This is a genomic window from Roseateles sp. P5_B10 (genome assembly GCF_056400485.1).
On the sequence record NZ_JBFULE010001085.1, the window covers coordinates 1 to 1,454 of the forward strand.

Below are 1,454 nucleotides of genomic sequence, written 5' to 3' on the forward strand. Positions count from 1 at the left end.
GAATGCTGATGCCGTTGGCCTTGGCCTCGTCGATCTTCTTGTTGTAGCCGGCGAGGTTGCGCACGCCCATCTTGGACATGAGCTTGTAGCGCCGCTCCATCTCGCCAACGCACCAGTTCAGCGCATTGCTGGCCTGCTTCATGTCCGTCACGACCGGTGCCAGCAGATGCGGGATGCCTTCGTAGACGCTCATCTCCAGCATCTTGGGGTCGATGAGGATGAGGCGCACATCACGGGCCTCGGCCTTGTAGAGCAGGCTGAGGATCATCGCGTTGATGCCCACTGACTTGCCCGAACCGGTCGTGCCGGCCACGAGGCAATGCGGCATCTTGGCAAGGTCGGCGACGATGGGCAGGCCGACGATGTCCTTGCCCAGGCCCATGGTCAGCTGGGACGACGCGTCCGCGTAGACCTGCGAGCCGAGGATTTCGGACAGGCGGATGGTCTGGCGGCGCGCGTTGGGCAGCTCCAGCGCCATGTAGTTCTTGCCCGGGATGGTCTCGACGACGCGGATGGACACAAGGCTCAAGGAGCGCGCCAGGTCCTTGGCGAGGCCGACGATCTGCGAGCCCTTCACACCGGTGGCCGGTTCGATCTCATAGCGCGTGATGACCGGGCCGGGGGATGCGGCGACCACATGCACCTCGACGCCGAAGTCGCGCAGCTTCTTCTCGATGAGGCGGCTGGTCATTTCCAGCGATTCAGGCGTGACCGTCTCCTGGCGGCCGGGCGCGGCGTCCAGCAAGTCAACTTGCGGGAGCTTGGCGTCGCCGGCGTCGACGAACAACGTCTGCTGGCGCTCCTTGGCCACCCGCGTGGACTGGGGCACCTCGACGACCGGCGCCTCGATGACGAGCGGCGCGTGGTCGGCTCCACCTTGTTCCCACTGGCGTTCGGCTTGGCGCTCGACCTCGACCTCCTGCTCGCGCTCCTTCACCGCCTGCTCACCGGCCTTCTGATCGGCCTTCATCTCGCGCTGCTCGATGCGCTTCTCGCGCAACTGCTCGATACGCTCACCGATGCGCTCCGCCAAATGCCCCCAGGAGAAGCGGAATGCCCAGGCCATGCCGGTCAGCAGCAGCACGATCCAGACAACGCCGGAGCCGGCAAAGCCCAGGCCCCTCATACCCAGGGGCCCGAGCGCATAGCCGACCAGGCCGCCGGCATGGCCGGGCAGGCGCGCCTCGAGGGCATAGAGGCGGCTCCACTCCAGCGCGCAACTCGCGCCGATGAGCAGCACGATGCCAGCCCAGAACCGCGCGCGCTGGCTCCAGCGCAGCACGGGGTCCACGTCATGGCGCAACAGCCCGGCCAGGCTGCGCAGCCAGCCGCGCAGGGCCAGCAGCGGCAACCACCAGGCGGAAAAGCCGAACAGGAACAGCAGGYCGTCCGATAACCAGGCGCCAAAGCTGCCAACGCGGTTGCCGACGAGGTCTCGCTGGCCGCTGGTGCTG

1 protein-coding gene is annotated in these 1,454 nt (G+C 67.0%); it reads right to left on the reverse strand.

The features are described 5' to 3' along the window. The coding region (locus tag AC1DU6_RS31035) for a DNA translocase FtsK (RefSeq protein ID WP_477861964.1) at positions 1–1,454 on the reverse strand (1,454 nt) is incomplete at both ends.